This window comes from Methanobrevibacter sp. (assembly GCF_017940815.1).
GTDB lineage: Archaea > Methanobacteriota > Methanobacteria > Methanobacteriales > Methanobacteriaceae > Methanocatella.
This window is the reverse complement of sequence record NZ_JAGAXX010000088.1, coordinates 1-4,333: the sequence shown is the minus strand read 5'-3', so window position 1 is coordinate 4,333 and position 4,333 is coordinate 1. Positions and strand designations below refer to the sequence as shown.

The window sequence follows — 4,333 nt, the reverse complement described above, 5'->3', positions numbered from 1 at the left end:
TTATGGGTATTAAGACCTTTTTTAATAAAATAAAAAATTATCCTAATGTATTTTTATAAACCATCAAAAAATAATATGAAAAATAAGAAAAAGAAAATGAATCTGGTCGAATTTTAACAAAAAAAATTCAGGCCCCTAAAAATTTAACTCTAACAATTGGCCATCAGAAGAATATGCATAGTAAAAGTAACAAAATATGGATAATTGCAATAGTTTGAACTCATAGTTAACCCGGTTCGGCCCATAGATTAAAAATGAACTATTTAAATCAAAGTCCTAGTGTTTGAGTTAATGGAATTCCCAAACCTCAAGAGTAATCAAATAGAGAAATTTCCAGGGATTACCATTTCTTTATTATCATAAATGTAAAATGTGACGTACTCCTTGATTAATGTATAATCCATATGTGCCAGAGAATTTTCTATAAATAAGAATGAATGTAGATTAAGCTTTAAAGAAAGTGAAAAAATGAACCTAAGATTAAAATAATAAAAAATTGATTAATTTAAAATTAATAATCAATAGCAAGTATACATTTTACTTTAAAGTTTCTCAGCGTAAACGATAACTTCACCGTCGACCATTTCATGAGTGTACCTGTGATAGAGTGAAACGTTGTTCATGCACTTTATGTATGACACCTTCAGCACTTCGGGGTTGTCCTTGAAATAAGCTTCCCTTGTTGCGCCCTTGCCCCTTCCGTGCAGGTTGTCGACAATGTCCATACCGAGAAACTCATTGTGAGATCCCTGATTCAGGTGGGTTGCATTGAACTTTCTTAACATGTGGGGGCGAAATCGTCTGTATCCCCCAGCATAACCGAGTTTAAGATAATCATTGATGAATCGGAACTTGCGCCCGACATAATCCGGAGCAAACTTCAATAAACAATCATTGAGATTGAAATCCTTTTCCTTGAGCTTTACCTGTGCGATGAACTGGACAGTTTCCGGATTGAGGAAAGTGTAATATGGCCTGTCTGTCTTTTTCCGGGTCAGCTTGCATGTGCAGACAACATTGTCATGTCTGCTTAGATATTCCAGTGCGTCTTTAAAACTGTCCTTTTTGTGATATGCTTGTGTGCCTTTAAAAAGCATTTCGTTGGTCATTGATTTTGCCTCGCATCTTGAAGATCCGCTTGAGGTTAAAACCAGAATCCACATTGCCAGGTTGTCATCAGCAATGGAAATTGCTTTTCTGATTTCATCCTTGGTCAGCAGCTCCTCATATGAAATGGAATCATGCTTTTTGATTTTTCTAATGTTTAACGGCGGAATATATGGCAATGTGATTCGGTTGTAGTGATAGAAAGTTTTTATTTTAGTTATTGTGGTTGAAATTGTGTTTCCAACATGGTTATCGATTAGGAAGTTTCTAAAGGATAAGATACGTGAGTATAGTTTAAGCTTGCTTTCAGGCACATTGTTTTCCTGTTCAATTTTAGCCTCCTCCAAAAGTTCGGACAGGCTCATCTGATGAAAGTCAGAGTACTTGGAAAAGGCAGTGCCGTAGGTCTTGATGGAATTTTTTGAATGACCTGCATTCAAATGAAAAGACCTTATCAAATCATAGTCTTTTCGTGATTCATTTCTAACAATCTCCAAATTTTTTATTAAAAGTTAAATTGAAACTTTTTATACGAGATTGTCTTAAAAAAGAAGTATTTAAAGATAATGTAACCAAAAAGAAATCAAGGAGGATTATTAAAAAAAAGAATTAAGGAGAAATAATGATCTCCTTATTTTTTCACAGTAATTTTAACTTTTTTACTGGTTGCTTTGAAGTTTTTGTTTCCTTTGAATTTAATAACAGCAGTGTATTTACCTTTTTTGTTTAGTTTGGTAATTTTGAAGGTTGCTTTACCTTTGCTGTTAGTGGTTGCCTTGTAAGTTTTTTTACCGACTTTTAAAGTAACTTTAACTTTTTTAACTGCTGCTTTGCCAGCTTTTAAAACGATAGTGTATTTTTTGGTTTTCTTTTTAGCTTTGAAAGTAGCTTTTTTAGCAGTTATTTTAGTAGCTTTTTTAGTTATTTTAGGAGTATTAGTGGTTGTTTGTCCTGTATTTGTGGAAGTACCATTACCAGAGGTACCATTTGTAGATGAATTTGTATCAGGGGTTGGAGTTGTTTCAGTAAAGTTGTATTTGTATGATCCTTCAGATTTAAGGTAGTTTTCGTTACCTTCGAAGTATGCTTTTATTTCACCTTCACCAGTTAAATCAGACACTTTAAGATTACCACTATCGTCAGTAATACCGGTTTTATTTTCACCGTTAACAGTATAATTTACATTTACATTAGAAACAGGATTTCCTTCAGCATCTTTAACAGTAATGGTTACAATACCTTTTTCAGATGAACTGATGGATGTGTTGGTTTCAACAGCAACAACTTTAAGTTTGGTAGCGTTTACATAATTATGATTATCAGTGGTTTCAACGTTTAAATTTGCATCAAAATCATAGTCACAATCTTCAATAACACAATAAGTTTCAATATCTGCAGCTCCAGGAACATCTACAATTCCTTTTACATTACAGTTATTGAATTTACACTCTTTGAAGTATATTCCATCATCTAAGTAATAATCGCCAGTTTTTGCCACAATGGAATCTGCAGTTATATTTTCAAAAGTACAATTGTTGAAGTTAGTTAATCCATATTTATAAAGAGTTATTACACCATTTTCAGTAGTAATGTCTTTAAATTCACAATTATTAAAATTTATAGCATATGTTTGTCCATATCCATACTCTTCAACATGACTTTGATCCGCTTCACTTAATGCTTTCTCAATCGTGATATCACCTATTATTGAACAATTGATAAAATTCATATTTCTTTCATAATTATTATAATGTGCTCCTTTTTTTGTAACACCATGATAAATTGTCATGTTAATAAATGTGTAGGTTGCATTTGGAGCTCCTGCACCATATACATCAGACCTAAAGCTGAGTAGTGTTTCTTTAGATTGGCCTATTAAAGTAATATTTTTTGGATCATTAATATTTATTCTAACATAATCCCCATTTGCTAAATATATAATTCCATTATCGGCAATATTACCTAATGCAAAATTAATACCAATATCTGTACCATATGCAGTTGACCAGTCTTTTCCAGTTGTAGTATCTGATTCAGGATCATTTTCAGAATTAACATCAACATATATTACATTAGGAGCTTCTTTTAAAATGTTTTCTGAAAAAGAACTCATCAGTAATGATTCTTTATTTGATTTAAGAATTAAATTATTGCTATTAAGTGTAACTGGATTTATAATCACGTTATTAGTTCCTAAATTAGTTTGGTAACAATTTGTAAAAGTGTTGTTTTCAAATGTGTAATTTCCACTTATTTCTACAGTGTCAGATGTAGTTTGAGTGTGGTTGTAGAAATAATTGTTGTATACTTTTAAGTTTGGAATTCCCGCAGTGATATTTTCAAATGCTTGACTGAAAGCAGCAATTGCTTGACCATTTTTAGCTTTATTGTTAATGAATGTTGAGTCATGTACATTTAATGCACCACTATTCATTGCAGTGATTGCCCCACCATTTCCATTAGTGTTACAGTTTTCATTTTCTTCAAATGTACAATTTTCGATGGTGATATCATAGTTTCCTCCCCACCATCTGGAAGCACCAATAGCCCCTCCACCAATGTTAGTGTGACATTTGTTTTTCTTAAAAATGGAATTGTAGACTTTTAATGTACTGTAAGTATATAATGCTCCACCATTCCATCCTGCATCATTTCCTTCAAAAATACTATTATTTATTACAGTTTGCGCATTGTAATGAGTGTGAATTGCACCAGCCCACCATTCTGCAGTATTATTAATAAATTTTGAATTATTAACATATAAAATACCACAGTTATTAATTGCTCCAGGTTCTACACTGGCAGAATTACGAACAAATGTACAATCATCTACATTCATCACAACTCCAGTATATGTTCCTGCTTTATAATTACTCACAACGCCATAACCTGCAGATGAATCAACAATATTACAATTTGCTAAATTCATAGTTCCATCAGTATTATAAATCACTGCATTATGACCTGTTGCTGCAGTAATATTATAAAAGTTACAATTTTGCAAATTATTAGTTCCAGCCAATTCTAAAAGATTTGTTACACTCATATCTCTAAATGTAACATTAATAAATGTAATAGTTAGACTAGAATCAGTATTAATAAATGGAGTTCCAGTATAAGTGCCTGCAGTTATATAACTATTTGCAGTACCAATAATTGTGGCACTATTTTTGAAGTTAATTTGATTATTTGGTGTGTAACTAGTTCCAGTTAATTTAATTATATA

General features: G+C 31.9%; 2 protein-coding genes. Both read right to left on the bottom strand.

The window, feature by feature from the left end:
- Positions 1-542: 542 nt before the first annotated feature.
- Positions 543-1,604, bottom strand: a complete 1,062-nt coding sequence (locus tag ILA26_RS10320; protein WP_292896987.1) for a hypothetical protein — start codon at positions 1,602-1,604, stop codon at positions 543-545.
- A 134-nt stretch (positions 1,605-1,738) separates the two neighbouring features.
- The coding region (locus ILA26_RS10315; protein ID WP_292896985.1) for an Ig-like domain-containing protein at positions 1,739-4,333 on the bottom strand (2,595 nt) is incomplete at its 5' end.